Raw genomic sequence first — 15,317 nt, 5'->3', positions numbered from 1 at the left:
GTACAATCCCCCCCTTCGTTCGGATTGAGTCCGCTTTCATCCGATCACGTTCGCGCCGGCGCGCATGATGCGCGTGCCATCCCGCCGCGGTTCCTGCTTTCCTGCATACAGCCCCCAGAGGGCGTCTTGCCGCGCGCGCATCGCGCCATCCAGTCCTACATTCATGATCCGCTTCCAACAAGTTTCACTCATGCGCGGCGTCAAGCCGTTGCTCGACAAGGTCGACCTGCTTCTGAACCCCGGCGACAAGATCGGCCTCATCGGCGCCAATGGCGCGGGCAAGTCGAGTCTGTTCGGCCTCTTGCGCGGCACGCTGCACGCGGATCAGGGAGATCTGGACTACCCGGCGTCGTGGCGCGTGGCCCACGTCGCGCAGGAAACCCCTGCGCTGGACCGCCCCGCCATCGAGTACGCGATCGACGGCGACACCACGCTGCGCAAGCTGGAAGCGGAACTGGCCGCGCTGGAAGCCGAGCCTGAAAGCGCCGAAAACGGCCTGCGCATGGGCGAGATCTACGCCGCGCTGGCCGACGCCGATGCCTACACCGTCCACTCGCGCGCCGAGCAGTTGCTGACCGGCCTGGGCTTCACGCAGGCGCAGATGCACCTGCCGCTCACCAGCTTTTCAGGCGGCTGGCGCATGCGACTGAACCTGGCGCAGGCGCTGATGTGCCCGTCCGACCTGCTGCTGCTGGACGAGCCTACCAACCACCTGGATCTGGACGCGATCATCTGGCTGGAAGACTGGCTCAAGCGCTATCCGGGCACGCTCATCGTCATCTCGCACGATCGGGACTTCCTGGACGGCGTGGTGAACGTGATCGTCCACATCGACGAACGCAAGCTCAAGCGCTACTCGGGCCATTATTCGTCCTTTGAACGCCAGCGCGCCGCGCAGCTTGAACTGGCGCAGGGCATGATGGAAAAGCAGATGCGCCAGCGCGCGCACCTGCAATCGTTCATTGACCGCTTCAAGGCGCAAGCCAGCAAGGCACGCCAGGCGCAGAGCCGCATCAAGGCTCTGGCCCGCATGGAAGAAGTGGCGCCCCTGCGCGCCGCGGCCGAGTTCTCGTTCGAATTCCGCGAGCCGCTGCGCGCGCCCAATCCGCTGCTGACGATGGACAAGGTCAGCGCGGGCTATCGCATCGAGGACGAGGCCACCGAAGCCGTGTCCGACAAGATCATCGTGTCGGGCATCAACTTCTCGCTGCAGGCGGGCCAGCGCATCGGCCTGTTGGGCATCAACGGCGCGGGCAAGTCGACCTTCATCAAGACCATCGCGGGCGAGATCGAATCGCTGGCCGGCGACACGCAGTTCAACAAGGGATTGTCCATCGGCTACTTCGCGCAGCATCAGGTCGAGATGCTGCGGCACGACGAATCTCCGTTGTGGCACATGACCAAGATTGCGCCGACCGTACGCGAACAGGAACTGCGCAACTTCCTGGGCAGCTTTAACTTCAACGGCACGATGGCCACCAGCTCGATCGCGCCTTTCTCTGGCGGCGAAAAGGCGCGGCTGGCGCTGGCGCTGATCGTGTGGCAACGCCCCAACCTGCTGCTGCTGGACGAACCCACCAACCACCTTGACTTGGAAACGCGCGAGGCGCTGACGGATGCGCTGGCGCAGTTCGAAGGCACGCTGGTGCTGGTGTCGCACGATCGCCATCTGCTGCGCGCCACGACCGACCAGTTCATCATCGTTGCCGACGGCAAGGTCAACCCGTTCGACGGCGACCTGGACGACTACAAGGACTGGCTCTACAAGACCAAGCTGGCGGCCAAGGCGGCCTGAGCGCGTTTTTGCGCGCCGTGCGCGCGCAACCGCGTTACAATCGCGCCGAATTGCCGGACTCCAGCGCCAATCTGGCCCGCACGGCAACCATCAACCACGTCCCGCTGTATGCGGGACGCGTTTTTTTAGCGCCATAGATGCCTATCAAAGACCAACTTTTTCTTGCCAGCCAGTATCTCGCGCCGCACCACCTGGTGTCGCGCTTCTTCGGATACGCATCGGACTGCCGCGAACCCGCGGTGAAGAACTGGATGATCTCGCGTTTCGTCCGCAAGTACGGCGTGAACATGAGCGAGGCGCTGCAAGAAGATCCGTTGGCCTACGACTGCTTCAATGACTTCTTCACGCGTGCGCTGAAAGACGGCGCGCGCCCGCTGGACGACGAACCTGGCTCGGTGGTGTGCCCGGCAGACGGCGCCATCAGCCAGATGGGCGCGATCGAACAGGGCCGCATCTTTCAGGCCAAGGGCCACAGCTACGGACTCGCGGACCTGCTGGGTGGCGACACCGAGCGCGCCGCGCCGTTCCAGGGCGGCCAGTTCGCCACCATCTACCTGTCGCCCAAGGACTACCATCGCGTCCACATGCCCGTCGCCGGCACGCTGCGCGAAATGATCCACGTGCCCGGGCGCCTGTTCTCCGTCAACCCGCTGACCGCCCGCAACGTGCCGCGCCTGTTCGCGCGCAATGAGCGCGTCGTCTGCATCTTTGACACCGAGCACGGCCCCATGGCCGTGGTGCTGGTGGGCGCGATGATCGTGGCGTCCATCGAAACCGTGTGGGCAGGCCTGGTCACGCCGTTCAAGCGCCGGGTCAAGTCCGTGCGCTACGACGCGGCTGCCCGCGCGCCCATCTTTCTTGAAAAGGGCGCCGAGATGGGCCGCTTCAAGCTGGGTTCCACGGCCATCGTCCTGTTCGGACCCGACAAGATCCGCTGGGCCGACACGCCCTCGGTGACGGGCCCGGTGCGCATGGGCGAGCTGCTGGCGCTGCCCATGCAGGCATAAAGCGCGAAGCCTGTTCGCCAGAAGCGAACAGGCCACTTCAGTTTTATTCGCTTTCTGCGTTCGACGGCCGTTGCTAGATTACGGGCTTTTACCGGCCCGCCATGACTACCACCGCCCTGCCCGCCGCGACCCCTGACGCCGCCTCTGGCGCCCTCGCCCGCAAGCTGCCCCGAGCGCTCGGGCGCATGCTGTCCCTGGACGATTTCGAAGCCGCGGCTCGCCGCCGGCTGCCGCGCCCGATCTTCGGCTACATCGCCGGCGCAGCCGAAGACAACCAATCGCTCAAAGGCAACCGCGAAGCCTTCGCGCAGTACTCGTTCACGCCGCGCGTCCTGGTGGATGTCTCCCGCCGCACGCAACAGACCGATCTGTTTGGCCGCACCTACGCGTCGCCCTTCGGCATCGCGCCCATGGGCATCAGCGCGCTGTCGGCTTACCGGGGCGATATCGTGCTGGCGCGCGCGGCGCGCGAGCAGAACGTGCCCGCGATCCTGAGCGGCACCTCGCTGATTCCCCTTGAAGCCGTCATCGCCGAAGCGCCTGGCACCTGGTTCCAGGCCTACCTGCCCGGCGACCCCGCCAAGATCGACGCGCTGATCGAACGCGCGCGGCGCGCAGGCTTCGAAACCCTGGTGCTGACCGTGGACATTCCCGTGTCCGCGAACCGCGAGAACAACGTGCGGACGGGTTTCTCGACGCCGCTCAAGCCCAGTTTGCGCCTGGCCCTGGACGGGCTGGCGCGCCCGCGCTGGCTGGCCGGCACGTTCGTGCGCACGCTGCTGGCGCATGGCATGCCGCACTTCGAGAATTCCTTCGCCACGCGCGGCGCGCCCATCGTCTCCGCCTCGGTGCTGCGCGACTTCACGGCACGCGACCACCTCAGTTGGGAGCACGTGGCGCGCATCCGCCGGCAATGGCCGGGCACGCTCGTCATCAAGGGCATCCTGCACCCGCGCGACGTGGCGCTGGCAAGGCAGCATGGTGCCGACGGCATCATCGTGTCCAATCACGGCGCGCGCCAGCTTGATGGCGCCATCTCGCCGCTGCGCGCCTTGCCTGGCGTGGTCGCCCAGGCCGGCGCGATGACCGTGATGATGGACAGCGGCGTGCGGCGCGGCGGCGATGTGCTCAAGGCGCTGGCCCTGGGCGCGCGCTGCGTGTTCGTGGGCCGCCCCTTCAACTACGCCGCAGCCGTAGGTGGCCAGCAAGGCGTGGCGCATGCCATCGGACTGCTGCGCGCCGAGGTCGACCGCAACATGGCCATGCTGGGCATCAATCGCCTTGACGAGATGGACGCCAGCCTGATCTGCCGGGAAGGCGAACTGCCTGCCTGACGCTGCTTCACCAGGCCCCCAGGTGCGGTGCCCGGCGGACGCGCAGCGCCGCGTTTATCAATCGCGGCGCCGCCGGAGCATAGAATGGCGGTTCCCTGATTCCCTGCGCGTCCGCTGCGGCGCGCGCGCCCGCCGCCGTGTCCCTGCGCCAATCCTCATTCTTCCTGCGGTTCCTGACCCTGGGCGCCCTCGCCCATGTGTACGTAGGCGCCCGCCTGATCCCCGACCTGCTGCTTGGTGGCGAAGGCACTGCCGCCGCCATCCTCTTCCTGGTGCTTTCGTGCGTGCTGATCCCGATGGGCATGTTGGCGCGCTCTTCCGTCAATCCGCCTTGGGGCGACCGCATCGCCTGGGTCGGCCTGCTGGCCATGGGACTGTTCTCATCGCTCTTCGTGCTGACCGTGCTGCGCGACGCGCTGATGCTGCTTCTGTGGCTGGGCAATCTGGCGGCTGGCGCCGATCTGCCCTGGCTCGACCTGCGACGCGCCAGCGCGTGGACGGTCATCGGGCTATCGCTGGCTGGCACGCTGGCGGGCTTCTACAACGCCCGGCGCCGCGCCCGCGTGGTTGACGTGGACGTACCGATCGCCGGCCTGCCGCAAGACCTGGACGGCTTCACCATCGTGCAGATCAGCGATATCCACGTCGGCCCGACCATCAAGCGCCGTTATGTGCAGGCCATTGTCGACGCGGTCAACGAACAGTTGCCCGACATGATCGCCATCACCGGCGACGTGGTGGACGGCAGCGTCGAGCAGCTTGCGGCGCAAGCCCGTCCGCTGGGCGATCTGCGCGCACCGTTCGGCGTGTATCTGGTCACCGGCAACCACGAATACTATTCGGGCGCCGGCCCCTGGATCGCTGAATTCCGCCGCCTGGGCCTGCGCGTCCTCTTGAACGAACATGCCGTGATCCATCCCTCGGGCCTGCCTGTGGTGGTGGCGGGCGTCACGGACTTCAGCGCCGGGGCCTTCGATCCGCAGCAGCGCAGCAATCCGCGTGCGGCGCTGGCCAACGCGCCGGCCGACGCCTTTCCGCGCATCCTGCTGGCCCACCAGCCGCGCAGCGCGGCCGCGGCGGAACCGGCGGGCTACACGCTGCAGCTCTCCGGCCATACGCATGGCGGGCAATTCTTTCCGTGGGGTTTCTTCGTGCGGTTCCAGCAACCGTTTACGGCGGGGCTGCACCGGTTGGGACAGATGTGGGTCTACACCAGCCGCGGCACCGGCTATTGGGGACCGCCCAAGCGGTTGTGGGCGCCGTCGGAGATCACGCGCCTGCGTCTGCGCGCCGCCCCCGCCCGCTGAAGGGCGGGATGCTCTCGAGACGGCCAGCAATCAGGCCGCCTGGGGATGTTGTTCAGGCGGCCAGCAATCATGCCGCCTCAGGCAGCGGTCCGCGCTCCAGATAACTGGTCAGGGCGATATCGCTGGTCGTGTTGGAGATGCCTTCAATCTGGTGGATACGCGCCAGCAGCAATTCCAGCGCCTGGGTATCGCGCACACGCACCTTCAGCAGCATGGCGCTCTTGCCGGTGATGGTGTGAATCTCCTCGACCTCATTCAGCTCGGCCAAACCCAGCACCTGCTGCGTGATGGTCCAGTTGATCGTGTCGACATGCACGAAGGCCAACAACGGCCGGCCCATCTTTGCGCCGTCGAGCTTGGCGGCGATGCCCTTGATCAGCCCGTCGCGCTTGAGCCGCTTGACCCGCTCGTGCACCGCGGGCGCCGACAGGTTGAGCTGTTTGCCCAGCTCCGCATAGCTGGGCGTGGCGTCGTCGGCCAACAGCGTCAAGAGTTTCCGGTCGCGGTCATCGAGGTCAGACATTGGAATCAGGTTCGGCGCGCAGTGCGGCCGGCCTTTGATGAAAAGGGTTTGTCGGGGCAAACCCTGATTTTATTCCGATTGCCGTCTTGAAACCGCCTTACCAGGGGAACGAAATCAGGTCGCCGTACAGCCGCTTGAGCGTCGCCTTCACTTCGGGCGAGTTCTGATAAATGGCAATGAACTTCAACAGGCGCGGGTCCTGCGCCTTTTCCGGCTTGGCCACCCAACGGATGGCGTAGCGCCGGATGCTGTCCGGATCGGTATTGTCGAAGGCCAGTCCGTCCTTTTCGTTCAGGCCCGCCTGTTTTGCAAACGTCGTGTAGGTGACCGACGCCGTCACGTCGTCGAACGTGCGGGCCGACTGCGATCCTTCGATCTGGACGAACTTGAGCTTCTTGGGGTTGGCCACCACGTCCTGCAGGCTGGCCTGGTGTGCGACGCCCGGCTTGAGCGTGATGAGTCCCATCGACTGCAGCAGCAGCAAGGCGCGGCCGGTATTGACCGGGTCGTTCGGCACCGCGATGGTCGCGCCCTCGGGCACCGGATCCCCCTTCTTCAGCTTTTTGGAAAACAGGCCGATGGTGGTCGAATAGCCGTATGCGATGGGCTGCAGGTTGGCGCCGCGGCGCTGGTTGAAGAGTTCAAGAAACGGCGCGTGCTGGAAGAAATTGGCGTCCACCGACCCGTCGGCCACCGCAATGTTGGGCAGCACCCAGTCATTGAATTCCACCAGCTTGACGTCCAACCCTTGCTGCTTGGCCTGCGCGATGGCCAGTTCGGTGGCCTCGTTGGCCACGCTGGCAATCACGCCGATGCGCAGGGGCTGTTCCTGCGCCGCCGCCGGGGCAATCAGCGCCAATCCCAGCGCCGCCACCGCGGCGCCGCGCATCAGTTTCTCAAGCAATTGGTGCACAAGCATGTCAGCCATCCACAGAATCGGAACGCCGGACGACGGTCCGGCACAGGCGCTATTGTGCAGCACCCGGCGCGCCGGTCACGGAAAGGCCTTTGTCATGCAATGGCAATGCCAAGCTGCGCCCACGGCGCTAAGATGGCCGCAGTACGCCTTTGGGAGACGTTCATGAGTGCCGTGATGACCCCCCAACCCGACCCGCAGTCCGCCGCCAGCCGCCGCGACCACATCGAAGACCAGTTGGGCGCGCACAACTACCATCCGCTGGACGTCGTGCTGGCGCGCGGCAGCGGCGTCTGGGTCTACGACGTGGACGGTCGCAAGTACCTGGACTGCCTGGCCGCCTATTCCGCGGTCAACCAAGGCCATTGCCACCCGCGCATCCTGGCGGCCATGACCGAGCAGGCGCAAAAACTCACCCTGACTTCGCGTGCGTTTCGCCATGACCAGATGGCGGGCTTCTATGAAGACCTGGCGCGCCTGACGGGCGCTCACAAGATCCTGCCCATGAACAGCGGCGCCGAAGCCGTCGAAACGGCCATCAAGGCCGTGCGCAAGTGGGGCTATGAAGTGCGCGGCGTGCCCGAGGGCCAAGCCGAGATCATCGTCTGCGCCAACAATTTCCATGGCCGTACGCTGGGCATCGTGGGGTTTTCGACCGACCCCGACGCCTATGGCCATTACGGCCCGTTCGCACCCGGCTTCAAGGTCGTGCCTTTCGGCGACTTCGAGGCCTTCGACGCCGCCATCAGCGACCGCACGGTCGCGTTCCTGGTCGAACCGATCCAGGGCGAGGCCGGCGTCGTGATGCCGCCGCCCGGGTACTTCAGCCGCGTGCGCCAACGTTGCACCGAGCGCGGCATCACGCTGATCCTGGACGAGATCCAGACCGGCCTGGGACGCACGGGCAAGCTGCTGGCCGAGGAGCACGAAGGTATCGAAGCCGACGTCACGCTTATCGGCAAGGCGCTGTCCGGCGGCTTCTATCCCGTGTCCGCCGTGCTGTCCAACGCCGACGTGCTGGGCGTGTTCCAGCCCGGTCAGCACGGCAGCACCTTTGGCGGCAATCCGCTGGCGTGCGCCATCGCGCGCGCCGCGCTGCGCGTGCTGACCGAGGAAGGCATGATCGAAAATGCGGCCGCCGTGGGAGCGCATTTCCTGGAGCGCCTGCGCAGCCTGCCCGGCCCGGTGCGCGAGGTCCGCGGGCGCGGCCTGATGCTGGCCGTGGAACTGGAGCCGGACGCCGGCGGCGCCCGCCTCTGGTGCGAACGGCTCCAGGCGCGAGGCTTGCTGGTCAAGGACACCCACGGTCATACCCTGCGCCTGTCGCCTCCCCTGATCGTCACGCGGGACGAAGTGGACTGGGCGTGCGATCAACTGGCGGCGGTCTTGTCCGCCGCGTGACCCCACGCGCCGCAACGTGAACACTGCAATACGGAGCATGCGAATTGACGAACGCATTGACGAAAACCCCCACCCTGCCCACCCAAGTCACCCTGATCGGCGCACCGACCGACATCGGCGCCGGCGCGCGCGGCGCGTCAATGGGACCTGAAGCGCTGCGCGTCGCGGACCTGGGGCCGGTCATCGAAGCGCAGGGCTTTCAGGTTCGCGACCGCGGCAACCTGTACGGCCCCGCCAATCCCTGGCTGCCGCCCGTGGACGGCTACCGCCACCTCGAGGAAGTGACCGCGTGGAATCAGGCGGTGCACGATGCCGTGTACGAAGAACTGGCCGAAGGCCGCCTGCCCGTCCTGCTGGGCGGCGACCACAGTCTGGGCATCGGTTCGGTCAGCGCCGTCGCACGCCACTGCCGCGCCACCGGCAAGAAACTGCGCGTGCTATGGCTGGACGCGCACGCCGACTTCAACACCCATCTGCTCACGCCCACGGGCAACCTGCACGGCATGCCGGTAGCCTGCCTGTGCGGCAATGGCCCCGCGCCGCTGACCGGCATGTCGGGCGAGTTTCCGGATATCGAGCCGTCCTGCGTGCGCCAGATCGGCATCCGCAGCGTCGATCCCGGCGAAAAACGCCTGCTGCACGACGCCGGCCTCGAGGTCTTCGACATGCGGTATCTGGATGAGATGGGCATGCGCGCCACGATGCAGGCCGCCTTGGCCGGGCTGGACGCCGACACGCATCTGCACGTGAGTTTCGACGTGGACTTTCTGGATCCCGAGATAGCGCCAGGCGTGGGCACCACGGTGATGGGCGGCCCAACCTATCGCGAGGCGCAGCTCTGCATGGAGATGATTGCCGACACCGGGCTCATGCGGTCGCTGGACGTAGTGGAGCTGAATCCGGCGCTCGACGTGCGCAACCGCACGGCGGAACTGGCGGTGGATTTGATCGAAAGCCTGTTCGGAAAGTCCACGCTGGTGCGGCGGGGGCCTTGACGTGCGCGGTCGATGACGCGCGGCGCATTGACCGCCTCGCTTCCGGCGGCGTAGACCGATGGAAATATCCCCTTATCCCTCGCGATCACGCCGGATCGCCTGAGCTGCGTCGCGCAAATGGATCAGGTTTTCCTCGCGCTGCGCCCACACGCGCGGCGTGGGACCTGCCACGCATAGCGCGTACCATTCGCCGCCCAGATCCAGCGCGACGGCCAGTCCCGTGAGGTCGGCGACGCTTTCCCCCACGTTCGAGGCCCAGCCCCGCTCGGCAACCTTGCCCACGTCGGCCAGCAGGGCTTCGCGGGTTGTCAGCGTGCTATCCGTGTAGCGCGTGTATTGCGCCGCCGCCAGCACCTGATCGCGGTCAGTGGCCGGCAGGCGCGCCAGGATGGCTTTGGCAACCGAACTCGTGTGCAGCGGACGCCGTTCGCCGGCGCGCGCCGCATAGTGAACGGGCTGGGTCGACTCGGCCACGTCCAGAAACACGACGGCGCCATCCTGGATCTTGCCCAGCATCACGGTCTCGTTGACGGCATCGCGTAGCGCCAATAACCGCGGCCGCACCAGATCCAGCCACGGGTCGCCCGCGAGAATCTGCGCCGCCAACCCGTGCAACTTGCCGGTGGGGTAATACCCGGCGCGGCGCCTGACCTCGTACAGATACCCCCGAGCCACCAAGGTGCGCACCAGTGCCAGACAGCTCGACATCGGCGCGCCCAGCCCCTGGGCCAGCTCGGTCAGCGGCATGGGCCGCTTCGTCTGCGCAAACAGCTCCAGCAACTCCAGCGTGCGAGCGACAAGCTTGACTTCCACGGCGTCAGCCCTCCTTCGTGGCAATGCGTTTCCGGCACCCGGACTAGGGTGTTCCACCGTGTTGACTTTTCATGTGCAGGTACCTAAATTCTTGCACAGGAATTTGCATTCACCAATGTGAAATACATTTCAGCCGGCTGGAGCACCGGCGCCCCGCCTTCCCGAGTTGCCGCGTCATCCATAACGTTCAATAAAACGGTCCGCTTCAGGACTGGGAGACAGAAAGATGCGTATCAAACCCGTGTTGGCGGCGCTTGCCGCCGCCCTGGCCGCCTGCGCGGCCCAAGCCCAGTCCGACGTCGTGCGGTTGGGCGTGTCCAACGACCGTTCCGGCATTTATTCCGACCTGGGCGGCCTCGGGTCCGAGACCGCCGTGCGCATGGCCGTGGAGGATTTCGGCGGCAAGGTGGCCGGCAAGACCGTCGAAGTCGTCGGCGCGGACAACCAGAACAAGGCCGACGTGGCATCCGCGCTGGTGCGCCGCTGGTTCGACACGCAGAATCTGGTCGCAGTGGTGGACGGCGGCGCCAGCTCGGCCGGGCTGGCCGCCCAGGGCGTGGCGCGCGAAAAAGGCGGCACCGCGCTGATCAGCGGCGGTTTTGCCGGGGACTTCAGCGGCAAGCAATGCAGCAACCTCAGCACGCAATGGGCGCCGGATACCTATGCGCTGGCCAACGCCGTGGTCAAGAGCGTCGTCGAGAGCGGCGGCAAGAGCTGGTACTTCATCACCACCGATTACGTCTTCGGCAAATCGCTGGAAAGCAACGCATCACGCTTCGTCGAGGCCGCGGGCGGCAAGGTCGTGGGCAGCACGCGCCATCCGCTGGGCGCGATGGACTTTGCGTCGTTCCTCATTCAGGCGCAGTCATCCAAGTCCGACGTCGTGGGCCTGGCCAGCGCCGGCGGCGATCTGGTCAATCTCATCAAGCAGGCGCAGGAGTTCGGCCTGGCGGGCGGCAAGCAGCGGATGCTGACGTTCCTGACCTTCATCAACGACGTCCATGCAATGGGGCTGCCCGTTGCGCAAGGGCTGACCTTCCCCACCGGCTTCTATTGGGATGCCGACGAGGACACCCGCGCCTGGACCCAGCGCTGGCAAAAGAAGATGGGCGTCACGCGCGCCCCCTCCATCGTCCAGGCCCTGAGCTACGTGGCCACCACGCATTACCTGCAGGCCGCGCAGGCCGCCGGCACCTTCGATGCCGCGGTGGTCAACCAGAAGATGCGCGAATTGCCCATCACCACCAAACTGATCAAGAATGCCCGGGTGCGCCCTGAAGATGGCCGCGTCATCATGGACCTGTACCTGGTCGAGGTGAAAAAGCCCGCCGAGTCCAAGCATCCGAACGATTACTACCGCATCCTGTCCACGGTGCCCGGCGAAAAGGTCTTCGTGTCGCTCGCCGACAGCGAATGCCCGCTGGTCAAGAAATAGGTCACGCCCGGCGCGCCGGATTCCGGTCCGGCCGCAGGGTGCAGGCAATTACATAAAGGAGACAACCATGAAGTGCTATTGCGTCGTCAATTTCCGCGAACCGCTGCAGGAAATGGACCAGCCCACCCCCACGCCGCAAGGGACGCAGGTCCTGCTCAAGGTCCGCGCGGCCGGCGTGTGCCACAGCGATATTCACTTGTGGGAAGGCGGCTACGACCTGGGCCAGGGCCGGACCCTGTCGCTCAAGGACCGGGGCGTGTCGCTGCCGCTGACCATGGGCCATGAAACGGTGGGCGCCGTCGTGGCGGCCGGCCCCGACGCGCAGGGCCTGGCCACCGACCGCAATTACCTCGTCTATCCGTGGATCGGCTGCGGCAAGTGCCCGTCGTGCATGGCCGGCATGGAAAACCACTGCACCGCGCCGGCCTGCCTGGGCGTCCACCGCGCTGGCGGCTACGCGGACCACATCGTCGTGCCGCATCCGCGCTACCTCATCGACATCGGCGACCTGGACCCCGCGCAGATCGCGCCTTACGCGTGCTCGGGTCTCACCACGTACTCCGCGTTGCAGAAGATCGGCGCAGACATCTACCGCGAGCATCCCGTCGTGATCTTCGGCGCGGGAGGCCTGGGCCTGATGAGTCTGACGCTGATCAAGGCGCTGGGTGGCGCGGGCGCCATCGTGGTGGACATCGACCCCGCCAAGCGCCAGGCGGCGCTGGATGCGGGTGCGCTGGCGGCCATCGACGGCGCCGCCCCGGACGCCGCGCAGCAGATCATGCAGGCGGCGGGTGGCAAGCCGGTGCGGGCCGCGATCGATCTGGTCGGCGCGCCGGCCACCACCTCGCTGGCGTTCGACTTCCTGACCAAGGGCGGCAAGCTCATCATCGTTGGCCTGTTCGGCGGTGGCTCCACCTGGCCCATCGCCTTGATTCCGATGAAGGCGCTGTCCATCATCGGCAGCTACGTGGGCAACCTGGCCGAACTGAAGGAACTGATGGAACTGGTGCGGGCGGGCAAGGTGCCGCCGATGCCGGTCCACCGTCACGCATTGGCCGAGGCGGACAGCGTGCTGGCCTCGCTGCGAGAAGGCAAGGTCGTGGGCCGGGCGGTGTTGACAGTTGATTGAGGCTCTTGCGGCGATTGCGACTGAACGCGCCCGGCAGCGGGCGCGTTTTTTTGACGCTTGAATTTCGACGCCTACGCCGGCCGCAACCGCGGATCGTAGATGAAGCGTTCGCGCCGCACCACCACGATATCCTCGGCGTCCGGATGCGCCGGATTGATCAGGAAATTGCAGTCCGGCACGCCGCGATACGGCACGATCGCGCTGGGCAGTTCCAGCAGCGCCGACACCCCCGACGCCACCCAGTTGTCGCCCACCGCCTGCGACGCTTCGGCAAAGGGCACCGCGTCCCAGAACGGATAGTCGTCTTGCAGTTGCGCCAGCGACAGTGACTGGCGCGCCTCGAAGATGCTATTGGGCACGGCCAGTTCAATCAGGTAGCGGTTGGCGTGCTCGGACGCGCGCGCCGCAAAATGCACCACCGTTTCCAGCACGGCGAGCGCCACGCTGGCCGAGGCATACACCACCGGCGTGCCCGGGCTGTTGTAGCGTCCGCCCACCGCGGCCGCCCCGGCGCCGGAGAGGTCGTCAGCCCGGTACTTGCCCGCCGTGGTGCCAATGCGCCAGAGCGAAACGTAATCGGTCATGCGTAGACGCCCGCGGCGGCGCGGGCCAGCGTGTCTTCGACGATGCGGCTGCTGGCATCCGACGTCAGGAGCGACAGCGGCTTGACGTTGCCCAGCGCCGGCACGGGCGTGTTCAGCCACAGCACCGCTTCCTCGTCGCTGCCCAACACTTGACGGGCGACGCGCACCACGCGGGCGACGCGGGCAAGCCGGTCGGATTCACCGAGCGGCAGCGCCTGCCCTTCGCGCGTCCAGCGCGACAGCGACGCCGCCTTGACCTCCGTGATCGCCATGATTTCCGACTTGGGCACCTGCAGGTAATCGGCAGCATCGTCGACCATCTGCGCGGGCAGTCCGCGGTGCACATCCCGCGCAATATCGGTCAGCGGACTGTCGACCAGGCCGCGAAAAAGCTGCCTGGGGCGCGGCGGGCGCTTGGTGGAGGCGCCGCGCTTGGCGGGCGATTTGTCAGTCAGCGCGATGGTCATGGTCTGCTCCGGGCGCCGCGTGGACGAAGCGAAAGCCGGAGAAACCGGCCAGACTTGCACAGCGGCTTAATTACCAAATTGAATTTATAATATCCCATTTGGAAATCGGCTTGCAAGACGGCGGATGCCGAGCCGGCCGCGGGCCGCGCTTTGCCCTCGTCCGCGGCCCCGTCATGCACCATATTTGGGCCTATCATAGGCGGCGGCAAATTCGCCCCTCGCATTTCTCTCAAGGACACGCAATGACGGACCGGCAGCTCACCATACTCGCGGCGATCAACCTCATGGTGGCGGTGGGCGCCGGGGCATTCGGCGCGCATGGCCTCAAGCGCATCCTGACGCCAGAACTGCTGGCCGTCTGGCAGACCGGCGTCATGTACCACCTGGTCCACGCCCTGGGCATCTTCATCATCGCGTTGCTGGGCGCCCGCTTCGGGTCGCCGCTGCTGTCGGCCGCTGGCGTTGTCATGTTCGTCGGCATCGTGCTGTTTTCGGGCAGCCTGTACCTGCTGACGCTGACCGGCACCCGCTGGCTCGGCGCGGTGACGCCGTTCGGCGGAACGGCCTTCCTGGCCGCCTGGGCGATGGTCGCCATTGCCGCCTACCGCGCGCAGAGCTGAAAGCCCTTCCCGATCTTCACCTATCCGTTCTTCACCCTCCGGCGGCAGGAACCGCCGCCCTTGCAGGTTTCAGATGTCCCCAAGCACCGCATTACCCGCCGTCCGTGAACATTCCGCCGCCGCAGGCATCGCCTGCGTGGCGGGCGGCATCTTCTTTCTGACGCTCAGCGACGCCAATGCCAAATGGCTGGGCGCCAGCTACAACCCGCTGCAGATCCTCTTTCTGCGCGCGCTGATCGCGTTGCCCTTCGTGACCGCGCTGGCCTTGTGGCTGGGCGGACGCCGCGTGTTGCGCACGACGCATCCCGGCCTGCACCTGACGCGCGGCGCCATCAACGTGGTCTCGGCCTGTTGCTTCTATCTGGGATTGCAGGCGCTGCCGCTGGCCGAGGCCACCGCCATCGCGTTCGCCGCGCCGCTGTTCGTCACGGCGCTGTCGGTGCTGATCCTGAAGGAACGCGTGGACGGCAAGCGCTGGCTGGCGGTGCTGGCAGGCTTTGTCGGCGTGCTGATCGTGGTTCGCCCTGGCACGCAGGCCTTCCAGGCCGCCACCCTGCTGCCGCTGACCACCGCCCTGCTCTACGCGGTCATGATGATCACCGCGCGCGGCATCAACCGCGCAGAAGGCATGCTGACCACCACCTTCTACATCGTGCTGGGCCAAGTGGTGTGCAGCGCGATCGGACTACCCTGGGTGTGGCGCGCGCCGGCCATCGAAGACCTGCCTTATTTCGGTGGCGTCGCGCTGTTCAGCACGCTGGGACTGGCGCTCATCACGCAGGGATTCCGTATCGGTCCGGCATCCGTGGTCGCGCCTTTCGACTACACGGGCCTGGTGTGGGCCACGATTCTGGGATGGATCTTCTGGCGCGAAGCGCCCGACGCCTATGCGTACCTGGGCGCCGTTTTCATTGCCGGCAGCGGCGTGTACATCGCCGTGCGCGAGGCGCGCGGAAAATCGCGCCGGCGTGCCGCCACCTGAAGCTGCCCG

Annotated in this window: 16 protein-coding genes; 10 read left to right on the top strand and 6 right to left on the bottom strand. The window is 66.4% G+C overall.

Annotated features, from left to right (window positions below):
- Positions 1-36: 36 nt before the first annotated feature.
- Entirely contained in the window at positions 37-165 is a 129-nt protein-coding gene (locus AB3147_RS13445) for a hypothetical protein (protein ID WP_302477431.1), read from the bottom strand.
- On the opposite strand from AB3147_RS13445, the gene AB3147_RS13440 reads away from it, so the two are divergent.
- The 4 genes from AB3147_RS13440 to AB3147_RS13425 all read left to right on the top strand — a co-directional run bounded on the left by AB3147_RS13440 (position 164) and on the right by AB3147_RS13425 (position 5,443).
- Complete coding sequence (locus AB3147_RS13440; RefSeq protein ID WP_367352126.1) at positions 164-1,795, top strand: ATP-binding cassette domain-containing protein; 1,632 nt, start codon at positions 164-166, stop codon at positions 1,793-1,795. The genes AB3147_RS13445 and AB3147_RS13440 overlap by 2 nt on opposite strands.
- A gap of 137 nt (positions 1,796-1,932) precedes the next feature.
- Positions 1,933-2,802 carry an archaetidylserine decarboxylase gene (gene asd / locus AB3147_RS13435; protein ID WP_367352125.1) on the top strand — a complete coding sequence of 290 codons (870 nt, stop codon included), beginning with the start codon at positions 1,933-1,935 and terminating at the stop codon, positions 2,800-2,802.
- Between the two features lie 101 nt (positions 2,803-2,903).
- Positions 2,904-4,136, top strand: coding sequence for an alpha-hydroxy acid oxidase (locus AB3147_RS13430; protein WP_367352124.1), 1,233 nt, complete (start codon positions 2,904-2,906; stop codon positions 4,134-4,136).
- A 137-nt stretch (positions 4,137-4,273) separates the two neighbouring features.
- Complete coding sequence (locus AB3147_RS13425; protein WP_367352123.1) at positions 4,274-5,443, top strand: metallophosphoesterase; 1,170 nt, start codon at positions 4,274-4,276, stop codon at positions 5,441-5,443.
- A gap of 67 nt (positions 5,444-5,510) precedes the next feature.
- Here the strand turns inward: AB3147_RS13425 and AB3147_RS13420 are convergent, their stop codons facing one another.
- Together AB3147_RS13420 and AB3147_RS13415 are read right to left on the bottom strand one after the other, a co-directional pair.
- The gene (locus AB3147_RS13420) at positions 5,511-5,966 is read right to left on the bottom strand and encodes an Lrp/AsnC family transcriptional regulator (RefSeq protein WP_056561122.1); all 456 of its coding nucleotides are present in this window, start codon (positions 5,964-5,966) and stop codon (positions 5,511-5,513) included.
- 97 nt (positions 5,967-6,063) lie between these two features.
- A complete protein-coding gene (locus tag AB3147_RS13415) occupies positions 6,064-6,855 on the bottom strand; it encodes a MetQ/NlpA family ABC transporter substrate-binding protein (RefSeq protein WP_367353535.1) in 792 nt (263 codons plus the stop codon).
- Positions 6,856-7,047: 192 nt separating this feature from the next.
- Between AB3147_RS13415 and rocD the strand changes: the two genes are divergently transcribed.
- Positions 7,048-8,283, top strand: coding sequence for an ornithine--oxo-acid transaminase (gene rocD, locus AB3147_RS13410; protein WP_367352122.1), 1,236 nt, complete (start codon positions 7,048-7,050; stop codon positions 8,281-8,283).
- Positions 8,284-8,339: 56 nt separating this feature from the next.
- Positions 8,340-9,278 carry an arginase gene (gene rocF, locus AB3147_RS13405; RefSeq protein ID WP_279974090.1) on the top strand — a complete coding sequence of 313 codons (939 nt, stop codon included), beginning with the start codon at positions 8,340-8,342 and terminating at the stop codon, positions 9,276-9,278.
- A 72-nt stretch (positions 9,279-9,350) separates the two neighbouring features.
- Here rocF and AB3147_RS13400 read toward each other — a convergent pair whose 3' ends face one another.
- Entirely contained in the window at positions 9,351-10,091 is a 741-nt protein-coding gene (locus AB3147_RS13400) for an IclR family transcriptional regulator (RefSeq protein ID WP_367352121.1), read from the bottom strand.
- A 226-nt stretch (positions 10,092-10,317) separates the two neighbouring features.
- Here AB3147_RS13400 and AB3147_RS13395 point away from each other — a divergent pair, with 226 nt between their 5' ends.
- Together AB3147_RS13395 and AB3147_RS13390 are read left to right on the top strand one after the other, a co-directional pair.
- A complete protein-coding gene (locus tag AB3147_RS13395) occupies positions 10,318-11,526 on the top strand; it encodes an ABC transporter substrate-binding protein (RefSeq protein ID WP_239213377.1) in 1,209 nt (402 codons plus the stop codon).
- A 67-nt stretch (positions 11,527-11,593) separates the two neighbouring features.
- Entirely contained in the window at positions 11,594-12,655 is a 1,062-nt protein-coding gene (locus AB3147_RS13390; RefSeq protein ID WP_175136565.1) for an alcohol dehydrogenase, read from the top strand.
- 71 nt (positions 12,656-12,726) lie between these two features.
- Here AB3147_RS13390 and AB3147_RS13385 read toward each other — a convergent pair whose 3' ends face one another.
- Together AB3147_RS13385 and parS are read right to left on the bottom strand one after the other, a co-directional pair.
- Positions 12,727-13,239, bottom strand: a complete 513-nt coding sequence (locus AB3147_RS13385) for an RES family NAD+ phosphorylase (protein WP_367352120.1) — start codon at positions 13,237-13,239, stop codon at positions 12,727-12,729.
- Positions 13,236-13,706 carry a type II RES/Xre toxin-antitoxin system antitoxin gene (gene parS / locus AB3147_RS13380; protein WP_239213378.1) on the bottom strand — a complete coding sequence of 157 codons (471 nt, stop codon included), beginning with the start codon at positions 13,704-13,706 and terminating at the stop codon, positions 13,236-13,238. The genes AB3147_RS13385 and parS overlap by 4 nt, the downstream gene beginning before the upstream one ends.
- Positions 13,707-13,948: 242 nt before the next feature.
- Between parS and AB3147_RS13375 the strand changes: the two genes are divergently transcribed.
- Positions 13,949-14,326, top strand: coding sequence for a DUF423 domain-containing protein (locus AB3147_RS13375; RefSeq protein WP_175121616.1), 378 nt, complete (start codon positions 13,949-13,951; stop codon positions 14,324-14,326).
- Positions 14,327-14,399: 73 nt separating this feature from the next.
- The gene (locus tag AB3147_RS13370) at positions 14,400-15,308 is read left to right on the top strand and encodes a DMT family transporter (RefSeq protein ID WP_367352119.1); all 909 of its coding nucleotides are present in this window, start codon (positions 14,400-14,402) and stop codon (positions 15,306-15,308) included.
- Positions 15,309-15,317: the final 9 nt, after the last annotated feature.

The sequence above is a fragment of the Achromobacter animicus genome (assembly GCF_040775605.1).
GTDB lineage: Bacteria > Pseudomonadota > Gammaproteobacteria > Burkholderiales > Burkholderiaceae_B > Achromobacter > Achromobacter animicus.
This window is presented reverse-complemented; position numbering and strand designations above follow the sequence as displayed.